The 15,492-nt window shown below is 59.6% G+C and carries 12 protein-coding genes; 3 read left to right on the top strand and 9 right to left on the bottom strand.

Annotated features, from left to right (window positions below; all coding sequences use genetic code 11):
- Nucleotides 1-101: 101 nt before the first annotated feature.
- The 7 genes from K3752_RS07180 to K3752_RS07150 form a co-directional block, all read right to left on the bottom strand.
- Nucleotides 102-2,546, bottom strand: a complete 2,445-nt coding sequence (locus K3752_RS07180) for a DUF3772 domain-containing protein (RefSeq protein ID WP_260065844.1) — start codon at nt 2,544-2,546, stop codon at nt 102-104.
- Complete coding sequence (locus tag K3752_RS07175) at nt 2,546-3,580, bottom strand: cysteine synthase A (RefSeq protein ID WP_170338935.1); 1,035 nt, start codon at nt 3,578-3,580, stop codon at nt 2,546-2,548. The genes K3752_RS07180 and K3752_RS07175 overlap by 1 nt, the downstream gene beginning before the upstream one ends.
- Before the next feature lie 69 nt (nt 3,581-3,649).
- A complete protein-coding gene (locus tag K3752_RS07170) occupies nt 3,650-4,765 on the bottom strand; it encodes an NUDIX domain-containing protein (RefSeq protein ID WP_260065842.1) in 1,116 nt (371 codons plus the stop codon).
- Nucleotides 4,766-4,786: 21 nt separating this feature from the next.
- Nucleotides 4,787-5,227, bottom strand: coding sequence for a TrgA family protein (locus K3752_RS07165; RefSeq protein WP_093961876.1), 441 nt, complete (start codon nt 5,225-5,227; stop codon nt 4,787-4,789).
- A gap of 17 nt (nt 5,228-5,244) precedes the next feature.
- Nucleotides 5,245-6,453 (bottom strand): cyclopropane-fatty-acyl-phospholipid synthase family protein, encoded by a 1,209-nt coding sequence (locus tag K3752_RS07160; protein WP_260065839.1) that lies wholly within the window; start codon nt 6,451-6,453, stop codon nt 5,245-5,247.
- Between the two features lie 69 nt (nt 6,454-6,522).
- Nucleotides 6,523-7,947, bottom strand: a complete 1,425-nt coding sequence (locus K3752_RS07155; RefSeq protein WP_260065838.1) for a deoxyribodipyrimidine photo-lyase — start codon at nt 7,945-7,947, stop codon at nt 6,523-6,525.
- A gap of 45 nt (nt 7,948-7,992) precedes the next feature.
- Entirely contained in the window at nt 7,993-9,219 is a 1,227-nt protein-coding gene (locus K3752_RS07150) for an aminotransferase class V-fold PLP-dependent enzyme (protein WP_260065837.1), read from the bottom strand.
- A 257-nt stretch (nt 9,220-9,476) separates the two neighbouring features.
- Between K3752_RS07150 and K3752_RS07145 the strand changes: the two genes are divergently transcribed.
- Complete coding sequence (locus tag K3752_RS07145) at nt 9,477-9,860, top strand: VOC family protein (RefSeq protein ID WP_260065836.1); 384 nt, start codon at nt 9,477-9,479, stop codon at nt 9,858-9,860.
- 50 nt (nt 9,861-9,910) lie between these two features.
- Here K3752_RS07145 and K3752_RS07140 read toward each other — a convergent pair whose 3' ends face one another.
- Together K3752_RS07140 and pyrH are read right to left on the bottom strand one after the other, a co-directional pair.
- Nucleotides 9,911-11,497 (bottom strand): BCCT family transporter, encoded by a 1,587-nt coding sequence (locus K3752_RS07140; RefSeq protein WP_170419163.1) that lies wholly within the window; start codon nt 11,495-11,497, stop codon nt 9,911-9,913.
- A gap of 206 nt (nt 11,498-11,703) precedes the next feature.
- The gene (gene pyrH, locus K3752_RS07135; protein ID WP_170338945.1) at nt 11,704-12,456 is read right to left on the bottom strand and encodes a UMP kinase; all 753 of its coding nucleotides are present in this window, start codon (nt 12,454-12,456) and stop codon (nt 11,704-11,706) included.
- A 98-nt stretch (nt 12,457-12,554) separates the two neighbouring features.
- On the opposite strand from pyrH, the gene miaA reads away from it, so the two are divergent.
- A complete protein-coding gene (miaA, locus tag K3752_RS07130; protein ID WP_260065832.1) occupies nt 12,555-13,451 on the top strand; it encodes a tRNA (adenosine(37)-N6)-dimethylallyltransferase MiaA in 897 nt (298 codons plus the stop codon).
- Nucleotides 13,452-13,791: 340 nt separating this feature from the next.
- Nucleotides 13,792-15,462, top strand: coding sequence for an ABC transporter substrate-binding protein (locus K3752_RS07125; RefSeq protein WP_260065830.1), 1,671 nt, complete (start codon nt 13,792-13,794; stop codon nt 15,460-15,462).
- The last annotated feature ends 30 nt before the right edge of the window (nt 15,463-15,492 follow it).

The following is a 15,492-nucleotide window of genomic DNA, read 5'->3' as shown; positions in this document are numbered from 1 at the left end:
CCAGGGGATCCGCAAGTTGCCTGAAGCTCCCCCACACCAAACGTTTGAACGGGGTCGCTTCGGTCTCGTCCAGCCAGCGAGATGGTGCTGTAGTCCTCTGACTACAGCTCTTCGCCGTTGTCTCCGTCCATGTCCGCCTCGGTCAGGCCCATCGGCGCCGAGCTTGCGTCGTCGGTCTTCACAGATTCCTGTTGATCCGGCTGTTGGGGCTTCGCTGCCTTGTTGGCCGGTTGCACCAGAACCTCGGGGTTCCGCAACCAGAGATCGCGCTGTGCGAATGGAATCTCGATCCCTTCTTCGGTGAAGCGCCGGTTGATTTCGTGGTTCATGTCCGACTTTACGGACAAGACCCAGTTCACGTCGCGCAGGATCGCTCTGATTTCGAAATCCAGCGAGTCCGCGCCAAACCCCTGGAACACGACGTTGGGTGCCGGGTTGGCCAACACCATCGGATGCGCATTCGCGATTTCGCCCAGGATCTTCTCGACCTTTCGGGTGTCAGTCCCATAGGCGACGCCAACCGGAACGATGACCCGTCCGATGGTATTGCCGCGGGTATAGTTGGTCACCACGCCGCTGATCAGGTCCGAGTTCGGAACGATCACATCGGTCCGGTCAAAGGTTTCCACCCGTGTCGAGCGCACCGAGATGTCGCGCACATAGCCCATCATCCCGTTGACATCGATCCAGTCCCCTTTGGCAATCGGCCGTTCGACCAACAGGATGATGCCCGATACGAAATTCGACACGATTGTCTGCAATCCGAAACCGATGCCTACAGACAACGCACCCGCGACGATCGCCAGTGACGACAGATCAAAACCCGCGACAATGATCGCTGCCAGCGCCGCAAGGAAAATTCCCACATAGCCCGTTCCTGCGACGATCGCGTTCTGCCCCCCCGGATCGATGCTGGTTTTGGGAAGCAACGAGTTACGCAAACCGCTCTGCAGCAGTCTGGTCAGCATGTAACCGATCGCAAATACGGCCGCGAAAGTCAGGAAGTTGCTGGGCGAGATCGTCACGCCGCCGATGTCAAAACCCATCAGAAGCCGGGACCACGCCTCGCGCAGGTCCGAGTCGCGCGCGCCCCAATACAGCGCCAGAATGGGCAACGACAGAATGGCCAGAACGAACCCGACCAGCACCGAGAACAACGAGTCGCTGGCCGCGTCGCCCTGCCCCGTCAGCCAGCCATAGATCGAGCTGACGAACCTCTGGAAGATGACGATGGCCGTTATCAGGACCAGCGTTTTGACCGATGGGAACACGATCGCTTCGGCGGCATTGGTATAGCCAATGGCAGCCAGGACAACGCTTGCGATGCCCAGGAAAAACAGCGCCCGACGGAGCAGCTCGACCAGCTGACTGAACCCGGCCGCCCGTGTCGACTGGCCCTGCTCAGACTCGTCCTCAGAACCTTCGGGGCGGCGGATTTGGCGGATCCGCAGCAGCAACAGGGCTGTCACGAGTATCACCGGGAAGCTGACGACGGCGCGAGTAGCCTCAGAGGTGTTTTCGATCCGTTCGAACAATTGGCCCAGTTCATGCAGGATCAGCATCAGCGCGAGCAGATCCAGATAAACCCGCAGTTCCTTGATCGTATTTGCCGACAGGACTTTGAAACCCCGTTCTTCGCCCATCAAATAGACCTGACGGCCGATCCAGTCGTAAAACAGGATGATCGCGGCCCAATACGGAATTTCCTGGATCAGCAATGTGCCGCGCAACCCAGGCACTCCGGTCATGACCACCGCCTGAACGATGAGGGCAACCCCGAACCACGGCAGGATGATCCGGAACAGCGACACGACGAATGTCCATACGCCACGCCCGGAGCCTCCGAACCGCCGCAGATAATCCCCAGCTTTCTCCGACCATGATCGCCCGAACAGCAGCAGGATCGCGGCCACCGCGAGCAGAATACCGATGGCAAGTCCGCTCTCTTTCAGCTTTTCGCGGACAAGGGCCGAACGCATGTTGGCCTTCGTCTCGTTCATCAATGCACGGCCAGCTTCGGTTACGTCCACCCAGGCAGGCGCCCAATGCGCCGGGTTGAGCGGCGATGGCCCGCGCTCAAGAAACTCTTTCCGCTGCCGTTCACGAATGATCTTGTCGATTTCACTGATCAGGCCGTTGGCACGGCTATAGGCCTCTTCCGAGATGATCCGCGGCACCTTCAGGCTGTTGAGTTGCTGCTCGAGGTTCTCTCGCAAGCTGGCGATGTCTTCGGGTTCCGAAGATCCGTCATCGGGTTTGGGCCCCAATGCCTTGAGCTGGCTTTCCAGCGTTTGAATGCGATCCGTGTTCGCATTTCGGGCGCGATTGAAGTCGTCCCGATAACCACTTATTTCAGCGCGCAATTTCTCCATCGAAGCATTCGATGCCCGATTGGCTTCGATCACCTTCTCGGCACGCTCGGCGGTGCTGAGCCAACCCTGGTAGTACTCGCTCTGACGGTCGGTCAGCTGCGCCGAGGCTCCGCCTGCGACGCCAGATGCGACCACAAACGCAAATCCCAGTAAAACCAGAAACCGCCGCAGCATCATACGTCCTCAAAAACACCCGGAATGCTGCGCGGGGCCTCGGTCATCCACTCTGGAACCGGCAATTCTTTTTCACGCAGGAAGTCGGGGTTGAACAGTTTCGACTGGTAGCGCGTGCCATAGTCGCACAACACGGTGACGATGGTGTGACCCGGACCCATTTCCTTGGCCAGCCTCACGGCGCCGGCAATGTTGATTGCGGTGGATCCACCCATGACCAACCCCTCTTCGCGCAGAAGATCGAAGATATAGGGCAACGCTTCGTTGTCCGTAATCTGGTAGGCGTGGTCGGGCTTGAACCCTTCAAGGTTTTTGGTGATGCGGACCTGGCCGATCCCTTCGGCGATCGAGCCACCCTCCATCGCGATTTCACCCGTCGTGTAATAGGAATAGAGACCGGCACCCATCGGATCGGCGATACCGATCTTGACGCCCTTGGGCTGCAAAGCCTCGGCCACACCGGCCAGCGTTCCGCCGGATCCGACCGCGCAGATGAATCCATCGACCTTGCCGTCAGTCTGCTCCCAGATTTCCGGCCCGGTGGTCTCGACATGCGCCTGACGGTTCGCGACGTTGTCGAACTGGTTTGCCCAAATCGCACCATTGGGTTCGGTCTTGGCCAACTGCTCGGCCAGTCGCCGAGAGTAATGCACAAAATTGTTGGGATTCCGGTAAGGTGCAGCGGGAACCTGAACCAGTTGAGCCCCGGCGAGGCGCAGCATGTCCTTCTTCTCTTCGGATTGGGTTTCCGGGATGACGATCACGGTTTTGAACCCCATCGACGCGCCGACCAGCGCCAGACCGATGCCCGTGTTCCCCGCCGTCCCCTCGACAATCGTCCCACCGGGCTTGAGATCGCCGCGCGCAATGGCGTCGCGAATGATGAACAGCGCCGCGCGATCCTTGACCGACTGACCGGGGTTCATGAACTCGGCCTTCCCAAGGATTTCGCACCCGGTTTCTTCGCTGACACGGCGCAGCCGGATCAACGGAGTTTTTCCTACGGCGTCAGCAAGGTCTCGTGCAATGCGCATGGCACCCTCTTGTAAATTGGCGTTTTCGCAGATGTACAGGTGCCCTGCGCCGACCACAAGGCGGGATAGTCATCCCCGCAACCGATCGCGGTTGCGTGCCAACCAATGCGCCAGGGACAATAGAGGAAGGTCCTTGAAGACATGCCGGTCAACCATATCCATGAATTCCGCATATGGCAGAATCCTGCTGCGAATGTCCTCCCCCTCGGTCGCCAAGCCACCATTGTTGATCGAGGCGGTGAGGTCTCCAATCCCAACATAGAGGTGGATGAATTCGGTGGAAGATCCGCTCGAAGAATAGGCGCCACCTGCATATTCGAGCCGCGAGAACGACACCTGCGCCTCCTCCATGGCTTCCCGGTGGGCCGCCTGTTCAGGGGTTTCTCCGGGGTCGATCATGCCGGCGACCGGTTCCCACATCCAAGGCTCGGGGTCATCGATCAAGAATACCGGGGTTCGGAACTGCTCAACCAGAAGGACCGTATCGCGCAGGGGATCAAACGGCAGCACCACGACCGCAGCACCCTGCATCAAGCCATTCCTATTGAGAACCGGCCCCATCGACCCATCGTATCGGCGGTGCTGCAGTTCGATTTCTTCCATCCCGAAATAGTCGATGTATGCGCGCGTGTGGAGGTGAACGATCACATCATCGCCGGCGCTGCGTCCATCCCCGGTTTTTCGTTGCTGCGCCGCAAGCTTGGCCCACGCGCGGGTACGAATGGCGGAAAAACTGCGCGCGATCCGAGAGGCATCGACCTTGCCGAAATATCCCATGACCTCATCCGCAGCCAAGAGGGTCATCGCGCCCCACTCGGACACCCACTTTTCCAACGACCAGGGATCGGCCGGCGTCCATAGCCCGGGAGCGGGAAAGAAGACTTGGGCGGAAACGGTCGATCCGCCCTCAAGGACGACCTCTTTGACGTGCAGGTCATAGTCGAACCCACCTTCGTAGAAGGCCAACCGTTCGATGTCTTGCGTAGATAGGTTCTGCACCAAGATACCCCGTGCTGCTGCGCCGGGCGCCTCAAGGATCATCGGAAAGGCTTGGTCCTGCACCGCGTGAACCGCATGGTCCGGCAGCATCGCCGGCTCGGCCGCAAGATCTTGACCCGAGCGACCCAAAACAAGTTCAAGCAGCGGCAAATACCGCAATGTGCCGTAGAAAAACAGATTGGTCATCGTAGGCTCGTGACTAGGGCGTCAGTTCCAGCGCCGCGAGGCGCCTTCGGTAAACAGGCCGGACAGCAGAGCACCAATCGCCAAGGTCGCGATGATCTCGGGCGAGATCAGTTGCTTGCCGAAATCCACACCGATCTGGAAAATGGCCAGCAATGCCTCGAATGGCCCGTCATAGCGGTGACGCATCGCAAGCCGGAACATCTCGTACGTGCCCTGAACGAACAGGCCCCAAAACACCAGAGAAACCACTCCGGTCAGGCCGTTGTTGACGGCTGCAGTCCAGCCGCGGCCGGCCCGTTTGCCCATGATGACCCAACCACACAAAAAACCAAGGACCAGGTTCACATAGGTAAAGTAGCCGTAGTCCTTTCCCTCTTCGCCGTTGTCGATGATCATGCCGGACACAAGGAAAGCCACCACCATGAGACTGAGCGCGGCAACAAGACGTGAGGCTGTCGGCATTCCGGTATTTCCGTGTGTTAGTTGGGTTTTGCTACGGTGATCTGTGTCACATCGCAATTGCCCGTGTCAAAGGCTGCGCCGCAGGCGGTCAAATAATAATTCCACATGCGGCGAAAACGCTCATCAAAGCCCATCGCAGAAACCTGGTCCCATTTGTCGTTGAACGTGTCGTACCAGCGCCGCAGGGTCAGGTCATAGCTTGGGCCGAACTCCTTCGACTTGACCACATCCAGACCGGCCTGCTGGATTTCCTGCCTCAGCACCGTCGGGGCCGGCAACATGCCGCCCGGAAAGATGTATTTCTGGATAAAGTCAACACCGTTCTTGTAGACGTCCCAGCGGCGGTCGGCCACTGTTATGATCTGAAGCGTGGCCCGTGCGCCGGGCTTCAGCCGGTCGCGGACCGTTTGAAAATAGACCGGCCAGTACTTTTGCCCAACGGCCTCGAACATCTCGATCGACGCAATGCCGTCATACTGCCCACGCTCGTCGCGGTAGTCCTGCAGCTTGAAGGTTACTTTGTCCGAAAGTCCAGCTTTTTCTATGCGTTGCGTCGCATACTTCAACTGTTCCTGACTGATGGTCAGGCCTGTGACCCTAAGGTCCCTTTCCTTGGCGGCGTATTCGGCAAAGCCACCCCAACCGCAGCCAATTTCAAGGATGTGGTCGCCCGGCTTTGCTCCCATCTCGTCCACCAGGCTGGCATATTTGGCCGTCTGAGCCTTTTCCAGGCTTTCCTGACCGGTTTCGAACAGCGCGCTGGAGTAGGTCATCGTCTCATCCAGCCACAGGCTGTAGAAATCATTGCCCAGATCATAGTGGTACGAAATGTTCTTTTTGGCCTGTTTTCGGTTGTTCCGGTGCAGCCAGAACCGCAGGCGCTCATAGGCCTGAACCAAAAATTTTCCAGTGAAATCATCATACACCGTCTCAGTGCCCAGATGGACAAGGTCCATGAAGGCGCGCAGGTCAGGTGTGCTCCACCCACCCTCAAGGTAGGCGTCGGAAAAGCCGAGCTCGCCTTCACGGATCAACCGGGCGAACACATCCGGGTCGTGAATGTCGACGCGGGCGACAGGTCCGGGCTTGGCGCCTTCGTTGCGAAACACGCGCCCATCCGGCAGCGCGATGTCCAGCCGTCCGGACTCCATTCGATGCAGCATCTTGAAGACCTGCGAAAAATATCTGGGCAGGTTTTTTTGCCCCTCTGTCGTCGTCAGGATCATCCGCTCTCCCCTGTGCGGTGGTCGGAGCAGGCTAGGACGGGATTCCGTTTCTGGCAAGTTTTCAATTCCTTACTGGTGTTTTCGGCCTTCGTAGGCGGCAAGCGCCCGCTGTCGCCCAACCTTCAGATCAACGACCGGATCAGGATAGGCATCCGTCGGAGACAGTCCCCATGACACCGGCACCGCATCGAAATAGGCAAGCGCCGTCTCGGGAGGGTTCTTTTGTCCTTCGGCCAGCCATCGGCGGACATAGTCGCCCGTGGGGTCAAACTTCTCGGCTTGGGTCTGCGGGTTGAAGATACGAAAGAACGGCGAGGCATCCGGCCCCGACCCGGCAACCCACTGCCACCCCATGGCATTCGCTGCCGGATCCCAATCGACCAGACAGTCCGCAAACCAATCCTTGCCGATCTTCCAGTGCGTCATCAGGTGCTTGGTCAGGTAGCTGGCGACGATCATTCGGACACGGTTGTGCATCCGCCCGGTGACATACATTTGCCGTAGGCCCGCATCTATCACCGGTATCCCCGTTCGCGCCATTGTCCAGGCTCGAACTTCGGGGGTGTCGGCGTCGGTGTTCCACGGAAACGCATCCCATTCCGGCTTCCAGTTCGCGCTCAGTAGATGCGGTGTGTGGTACATCAGGTGATATGCGAACTCGCGCCAGACGAGTTGGCGCAAGAAGCCCTCGGCCCCGGATGAACCGGAAAACCCTGCGCTCTGGACCCGGTGCCAGATGGTTGCCGGGCTGATCTCGCCCAACGAAAGGTACTCGGACAGTCCCGATGTGCCGTCATCGCCCAGATCGTCGCGTTTTGCTGGATACGCGTCGAGCCGTTCGGTGAATTCGTCCAGCTGCGCAAATGCGGCGGCCTCGCCCGGTTCGACATGAGCCCGAACGACCACCGTGCCACGACGCATATCCGCGCCAAGGTTCCAAGCCTCAAGCACGTCCGACTGCGGCCATGATCGGGGTGCCGCGATCCGCGACGGTGCAGGCTTGGGAGCGTCGACCTCTCTCCCTCGCACAGCCCGCCACATGGGCGTAAAAACACGAAAGGGCTGACCCGCCTTTGTGGCGACCGTCCATGGCTCGAACAAAAGATGCCCGGCAAAAGACTTGGCGGATACGTCCTGCGCGAACAACGCAGCCTTTATCTGAGTGTCACGCCCGATGGATTCGGGATCATAGGCCCGCGACCAATAAACATCAGTTGCCCCCGTTTCCCGTATCAGGTCTTCAAGCGCGGCCAGCGACGGGCCGCTTCGCAGGATCAGCTTGCTGCCCTTGCGCTCGAGGCCGTCAGACAATGCGGCAAGGCCGAGGCCCAGCCGCCATTTCGGAGCCGCGCCCAAGTCATCGACCAGCTGATCGCGCAGGAAAACAGGAATCACAGGTCGCCCTGTCTGCGCGGCCGCAGCCAAAGCCGGATGGTCACTCAGGCGCAGATCACGCCGGAACCACAAAATGATTGGTGACTGCTCTTTGTCCATTTCCGCCCCGTTTTCATATGTCTACGGGGCGGAACTGTTACCGGATCACAAAACCCGGTCAAATGCTTCGAGCAATTGGTCGATCTCGTTTCGCGAGGTGTAGTGGGTGAAACTTACCCGTAGAACACCTTGCTCCAGATCGACACCCATGGCGGTCAGCGGGCGAACCGCATAGAAATTACCACCGCCGGCCATGATGCCGTGTTTGGACAGATCAGCCGCCACGCTTTCCGCGTCGCGGTTGACGGCCAAGGCCACGGTCGGAGCCCGGCGTTCGGCATCGGACGGGCCGATCAGGCGCACCGCGTTGCGATCCTTGAGCGCGTCCAGAACCGGCTGCAGAAGCTCAACTTCGTGCCCACGCATCAGGTCGTGGACAAAAGCACCACGCGCGGAAGCCCCCGAAGATGGGCCGCCGTGGTGGTCGCAGAGTTGTTCGACATAGTCGGCCATGCCGGCGCTGGCGGCAATCTGAGCGTGGTCCGGGCCGGCCGGTGTGAACCGCTTGTACAGCACGTCTCCGTTGAAGAAATGCCCCTGATTGGGCAGCAGCTCGCCCAGCGTGCGCCGGATCACCATGCAGCCCTGATGCGGTCCGTAGGTCTTGTAGGACGAGAACAGGTAGATATCCGGCCCAAGGTCCCCCACGTTCGGGAAGCCGTGCGGTGCGTAGGACACACCATCCACGCAGACAAATGCCCCGGCCGCATGCGCGATCGCCGTGATTTCGGTGACCGGGTTGATCTCGGCGATCACGTTGGAACAGTGGGGAAAGCAAACCAGCCGCACCTTGTCGTCCAGCAGATTTTCCAGATCGGACGGATTCAACGAACCGGTTTCCGGGTCGATTTCCCATTCGCGAACCTCGATGCCGTCCTCGGCAAGGCGCCGCCAGGGCCCCGAGTTGGCTTCATGGTCCTGGTTGGTTACCACGATCGCTTCACCCGGTTTCATCCACTGCCGAAAGGCCTGCGCCAGTACGTAGGTGTTCTGCGTGGTCGAAGGGCCAAAGCTGAGTTCGTCGGTGTCCACGCCCAGCAGAGCCGCCATCCGGACACGTGCCTCATCCATCTCTTCGCCCGCCAGACGGCTGGCCTCGTAGGGCGCATATGGCTGTACCTTGCGCTGGGTATAGAAGCGGGTCAGCCGATCCAGAACGGGTTTGCAGGTATAGGAGCCGCCCGCGTTCTCAAAAAATGCCTGCCCTTTCAGGCTGGGTTCGGAAAAAGCCGGAAACTGCGCCCGAACGAAGTCAATATCCAGAGTGCCCATCGCACAATCCTTCTGTTGTCATGCCCAATGTTCCGAAGTTCCGCCCGCGCATGACACCGGACAACTCCGATACATGGCAGGTCTTCCAGCCAGCCACGGGTATCGCCGCGGCAGTTCGGCCGCCCGCACGAGGATGACGGGACCAAACGCCGTCAGTTAGCCCGGCCAACCCCGCGCGGTCAAGCCGGGCGTCTGATGCCAGCTTCTGTCATCAGCACATGCCAAACTCACGGCACTCAAGACAAGAGAGGTTTCAGATGAGTTATCTTCCAAAGGATTTTCTGGTGTGGGGCGAACTGCCTGTTTCCGACTTGGACAAGGCGGTAGAATTCTATGCCCACGCCACAGGGGCAGAACTTGCGGTCGACACATCCGGCCCGAACCCCATGGCCATGTTCCGCCCCGCTGACCCGGCAACGGGCGTGGCCTTGCATCTGTATCCGGGTAAGCCAGCAAAAGATGGTACCGGCCCGACCCTTCATCTGGCCGCAGAGGGCACTGCTGAAGAGATCATGGCCAGGGTCAAGGTTGCCGGAGGTCAGGTTGTCTCGGATCCGATCCAAATCCCGGCCGGTCGGTTCTTCTATGCGGTCGATCCCGATGGCAATTCGGTCGGCTTCTTCGAAGGCAGTCCGAAATAAATGAAAGGCCCCGGTGATGTAACCGGGGCCCACTGTCAGTGGCGGTACGCTCAGTTGCGTCGGCGTTCGTTCACCAGACCGATGAAGATGGACACGCACATCAAGACCAGCACGATCGCAAAGGGAAAGCCGGTGGCAATGGCCGCGGCCTGCAATGCGCCGAGCCCACCGCCCAGCAGCAGTACGACCGCGATGGCCCCTTCCAGCACGCACCAAAATACGCGCTGAGCCGTCGGAGCATCGGTCTTGCCGCCTGCCGTGATGGTGTCGATCACCAGCGAACCCGAATCCGAGCTTGTGACGAAGAACACAACCACCAGAACGATACCGACGAACGACAGCAGTCCAGCCATCGGGAAAGCCTCGAACATCTTGAACATCTTCAGTTCCAGCGCCGCATCGGACAGAGCCTGCCCATTGCCGGACATGACCTGATCCAGAGCAGCTCCGCCGAAAACGCTCATCCATAGGGCGCCGACAAGCGTCGGGATAAGGATGACACAGGTCACGAACTCGCGGATCGTTCGGCCGCGCGAGATACGTGCGATGAACATGCCGACGAACGGTGACCAGGAGATCCACCAAGCCCAGTAGAAGGTGGTCCAGCCCTGCATGAAGTTCGTGTCTTCGCGACCGATCCAATTGGACAGGCCCGGCAGCGCAACGACATATTCGATCATGCTGTCGAAGAACCCGGTCAGGATCACCATGGTCGGCCCCACGATCAGGACCAGCAACAAAAGCAGCGCCGCCAGCACCATGTTGGCCTCGGACAGGCGTTTGACCCCCTTGTCCAGTCCGGCGATCACCGAAATCAGGGCGAAGACCGTGATCAAGCCGATCAGCAGCACTTTCATCCCGTCCGTCACCGGAACATCAAACAGATAATTCAAACCCGCCAGCGCCTGTGTCGCCCCCAGGCCGAGCGAGGTCGCCAGACCGAAGATGGTCGCAAAGACCGCAAGCACATCGATGACATGCCCCAGCGGACCCCAAGTGGCCTCGCCGAACAGCGGGTAAAAGACCGAGCGCATCGTCAGGGGCAGCCCGCGATTGAAGCTGAAAAATGCCAAGGCCAGCGCAACGACCGCATAGATCGCCCAGGGGTGCATGCCCCAATGAAAGATCGTGGCTGCCATCGCCAGCTTCCGCGATGCGTCGGGATCCTCCAGCCCGGCGCCCAACGGTGCCCAGTCGGTGCGCAGGCCGTCCTCTCCCACGGCGACACCGCCAAGTGATGCGCCATAGTGCGAGATCGGCTCGGCCACGCCCCAGAAAACAAGCCCGATCCCCATGCCAGCGGCGAACAGCATCGAGAACCAACCCGCATAGCTGTAGTCCGGTTTCGCATCGTCGCCGCCCAACCTGATCTTGCCCAGCGGCGTCACGATCAACAGCAACGAAAACACGACGAAGATATTGGCCGAAAGCATGAATACCCAGTCGAACTGGTTGGTCAGCGCGGGGCGCAACCAGCCGAAGAAGTCGGCAGCCTGCTCGCGGAAAACCAACGAAAAGAAGACGAAGGCGATGATGGTCAGGCCAGACACGGCAAATACCGGGTTATGAATATCCAGCCCCATGATCTGGATATTGTCCTGGCCGACCTCGTAGTCGGCATCTGAATTGTCGGACATTCTCTCTCCTCTCATTTTAATGCGCTTTTGATCGGGGAAAGATCGTTTTTTCGGTCAGCCGCCAGAGACTTTCCGGCGGGCAAAAGCGACACGCATACCGGTCACACCGAGCATTTTCAGCAGACCGGACGGCGTTGGGTTACCTAACGTCCGAACCGAGTCGGGCGCCAGGCAAACTAATGTGGGCTGTTGGGTCGGGTCTTTGGCTAGCCTTGAACCTTGGTATAGGTCCCCTCGCCTGCCAGGATTCCACGGAACCCGCCGGGCTCGTCCAGTCCGAATACGATCAGCGGCAGATTGTTGTCGCGCGCCAGAGCGATGGCCGAAGCATCCATGACCTTCAAACGCTTGGCGAGAACGTCGTCATAGGTCACCGAGTCATAGCGGACAGCGTCCGAATGTGCCTTGGGGTCCTTGTCGTAGACGCCGTCGACCCCGTTCTTGCCCATGAAGATGGCCTCGCAGGTCATTTCGTTGGCACGCAACGTCGCTGCGGTATCTGTGGTGAAGTACGGGTTGCCGGTTCCAGCCGCAAAGATGCACACCCGTTTCTTTTCCAAGTGGCGCACAGCGCGGCGGCGAATATAGGGCTCGCACACCTCGTCCATGCGGATGGCCGAGATCACCCGGGTGAAGACGCCCAGGCCCTCAAGCGCGGATTGCATGGCCAGCGCGTTCATCACGGTTGCCAACATGCCCATGTAGTCGGCCGTGGTCCGTTCCATCCCCTGGGCCGAACCGGACAGGCCGCGAAAGATATTCCCTCCGCCGATGACCATGCAGATCTCGACCCCGAGATCATGCACCGACTTCACCTCCTGCGCGATGCGCTGGACAGTCGGCGGATGCAGCCCGAATCCCTGATCCCCCATCAGCGCCTCGCCCGAGATTTTCAACATGACGCGTTTGTATGTCGTTTTTGGGGTTTCGGCGGTTGTGTTGGTGGAAGAAAGGCTCATGTTGCGCTCCGGGCTGGCACGGGTTTGTTTTCCGGCGCAAAATGAAGCAAAACCACCGCGGGTTCAATGCGGATGGTCAAGGAACAGGGCAAACACTCATGGCTGAAAACACAGCGCGCAATTTGCTGAACAGTCTGCCGCCCATTCCCGACGATCTGCCAGTCCTCATCATGGGGCCGACCGCATCGGGCAAATCAGCCCTTGCGCTGGAGATTGCCGAACACGCGGGCGGGATCATCGTCAATGCCGATGCCAGCCAGGTTTATGACTGCTGGCGCATCATTTCTGCCCGACCCTCGATCGACGAAGAAGCTCGGGCTCCACACGCTCTCTATGGCCATGTCGCTTTTGATCAAGACTATTCGGCCGGCCACTGGCTGCGCGAGGTGCGGACTTTTTTGTCAGGGCCGCCGCGTCCGATCATCGTGGGCGGAACAGGTCTCTACTTTTCGACGCTGACGGAAGGTATGGCAGACATCCCGGCAACGCCGCCCGAGTTGCGCAAGACAGCCGACGCGATCCCCCTGCCCGAGCTTCTGGCCGGGATTGATCCAAGGACACGGGACCGGATCGACACGCGCAACCGCGCCCGTGTGCAACGGGCCTGGGAGGTCGAGCAAGCCACGGGCCGGACCTTGGCGGATTGGCAGGACGACACGCCGCCACCGCTGCTGCCCCTGGATCAAGCGTTTCCGATCGTCGTGACGCCCGAGCGAGACTGGCTGATCACGCGCATCAATTCGCGCTTTGACCAGATGTTGCAGGCGGGTGCCCTGGACGAAGTTGCGGCGATGCGCGACAGGTACGACCCGAACCTACCTTCGTGCAAGGCCATCGGAGTACCTGAATTGATGGCCCATATCGAGGGGCGAATGACCTTGGTCGATGCCCGCGAAAGAGCAACGATTGCGACACGCCAATACGCCAAACGCCAGCGCACGTGGTGTCGTGCCCGGATGAAGCAATGGCAAAACGTCGATCCGAGCCAAGGCTGAGTGAATCACTGACATCGCACCAAAACTTCGTCCGAAGTCATTTATTTTCAGTCACATAAGGGGTTTTAAGCCAAAACCCGTCGGAAAAGGGAATCACAAGTTCCAGAATCAGACTTGCCGATAGCAGCCCCGGCGACCGCGGCTCAGGTTTCTCTGCAAATGTCGTTTTTGTGCACTTGATGACGATTTCGAACATTGACCTAAATTGGAATCTGGTGCCGAATGAACCCATGGGGATGCACAGAATTCAAAAAACTACATCCAAAATGACCTTGCTCGGCGCTGTCTGGCTTCGACGGGGACCAACAAATACCCATAATAATCTCACAGGGAGACATCCATGAAAACCAAGACATTGACCGGAGCCCCGATGCACTGGGCCGCCGAAATGCACGCCCAGGAATATCGGGACGGCAAGCTGAGCCGCCGCGAGTTTCTGACGCGCACGACCAGCCTTGGTGTCACTGCCGCGGCCGCATACGGCATGGTCGGCCTGACCGCACCCGCCAAGGCCGCGGGCGAAGACGCCAAGAAAGAAGGTGGCACCCTGCGCGTTCAGCAGGAAGTTCGCGCGCTGAAGGATCCGCGCACCTATGACTGGTCGCAGATCGCCAACGTCACCCGTGGCACGCTGGAATACCTGGTCGAGTACAACTCGGACGGCACATTCCGCGGCATGCTGCTGGAGGGCTGGGAAGTCAACGACGATGCGACCGTCTACACGCTGAAGGTGCGTCAGGGCGTCAAGTGGAACAACGGTGACGATTTCACCGCCGAAGACGTGGCACGCAACATCGCGCGCTGGTGCGACAAGAGCTCGGAAACGAACTCGATGGCAGGCCGTTTTGCCACGCTGATCGACGCAGATACCGGCCAGGCAATCGAAGGCGCGATCGAGGTTGTGGACTCGCACACCGTCAAGCTGAACCTGCCGAACTCGGACATCTCGTTGATCCCGGGCATGGCAGACTATCCGGCCGCGATCATCCATAGCTCGTTCAGCGAAACGGACCTGACAAACAATGTCGGCACGGGCCCCTACCTGATCGAAGAGCTGGAAGTGGGGGTGAAAGCTGCGCTTGTGCGCAACGAAAACCACACCTGGTGGGGCGAAGCCGTATTCGGTCGTCCGGCCCTGGACCGCATTGAGTACATCGACTACGGCACCGATCCGTCGGCATGGCTGGCGGCTCTGGAATCGGACGAAGTCGACATGCTGTATGAATCGGTTGGTGAATTCATCGACGTGATGGACAGCTTGGGCTACGTGAAGTCCGAGGTTGTCACGATGAACACCATCGTGATCCGCCCGAACCAGCTTGCGGAAGTGGACGGCAAGAAGGTCTATGCCGACAAACGTGTGCGTCAGGCGCTGCAGATGGCCGTGGACAACTCGGTCTGCCTCGAGCTCGGCTACGGTGGTCGCGGCTCGCCTGCGGAAAACCACCACGTCGGTCCGATCCACCCGGATTACTACGAACTGCCGCCGCAGAAAGTTGACCCGGAAGGCGCGCGCAAGCTGATGGAAGAGGCCGGTATGGCCGATTTCGAGCACGAGCTGATCTCGATCGACGATGACTGGCGCCGCAACACCACCGATGCCGTGGCAGCCCAGCTGCGAGACGCAGGCATCAAGGTCAAGCGGACGGTTCTGCCGGGCAACACGTTCTGGAACGACTGGGCGAAATACCCCTACAGCTCTACCAACTGGAACCACCGTCCGCTGGGCGTTCAGATCTGGGCACTGGCCTATCGCACCGGCGAGGCCTGGAACGAGTTCGGTTGGTCCAATGCCGAGTTTGATGCCCTGCTGACCGAAGCTCTGGCCATTGCCGATGCCGACAAGCGCCGCGAAATCGTGGCCAAGGGCGAAGCAATGATCCAGGAAGAAGGCGTCACCATCCAGCCCTATTGGCGGTCGCTGTACCGTCACATGAAGGACGGTCTGGTCGGAACCGACATGCATGTGTCGTTCGAACACCATCACTACAAATGGGGTTGGGCGGCCTGATCCCGACCTGAACCTTTCAAGGGGCGCCCG

Origin of the sequence: Ruegeria sp. B32, from assembly GCF_025141855.1 — a bacterium.
Classification (GTDB): domain Bacteria; phylum Pseudomonadota; class Alphaproteobacteria; order Rhodobacterales; family Rhodobacteraceae; genus Ruegeria; species Ruegeria arenilitoris.
The sequence above is the reverse complement of the archived record's forward strand: the minus strand, read 5'-3'. Positions and strand labels throughout refer to the sequence as shown.